The organism is Vibrio sp. 378 (assembly GCF_033339435.1).
Genome location: NZ_JAWOUO010001297.1, coordinates 1 through 501, shown reverse-complemented (window position 1 = coordinate 501; position 501 = coordinate 1). Strand labels below are relative to the sequence as shown.

Below are 501 nucleotides of genomic sequence, written 5' to 3'. Positions count from 1 at the left end.
TCGGTTGCCATCCCGATAGTCTGGGTGAATAGCAACACAGGCCATTTCAGCTTTTCGTTCTTCAGAATATGGGTATAAAGCCGCGCATCCGATGATTAAGCCATCTTTTTCAATGATGGTGAATTTACCAATCTCTTGCTCAAGCTGTTCTCTCGAACGCCTGACCAAAATGCCTTGTTCTTCTAATGGATGAATCAATTCCAAAATACCGCCGATGTCATCAATACCAGCTTGACGAACTTGCTCTGCGCTCGCCATGACGACTTGAGTTCCGATACCGTCAAACGAGAACAACTCCTGAATCAAAGCCCCATCTACTTTGTAGCTGATGAGATGGCTACGTGGGACGCCAGCGCGACAAGCGGCGATGGAACCTTTGAGGAAACGCAAAGTGCCCGTGTTGTAATCGGAATCTGAAGCGTGGTTTTCTGAAAGCGTTTTGATGACGTGCTCTGCCTCGATAGGCAACAACTCTGCGACGGCATTGCCATTGTCGTCAAT

The 501-nt window shown here is 47.9% G+C and carries 1 protein-coding gene; it reads right to left on the bottom strand.

What is annotated here, in order from left to right:
• A partial coding sequence (gene argA, locus R7Q48_RS31660) for an amino-acid N-acetyltransferase (RefSeq protein WP_318134437.1) occupies positions 1 to 501 on the bottom strand: 501 nt, incomplete at both ends.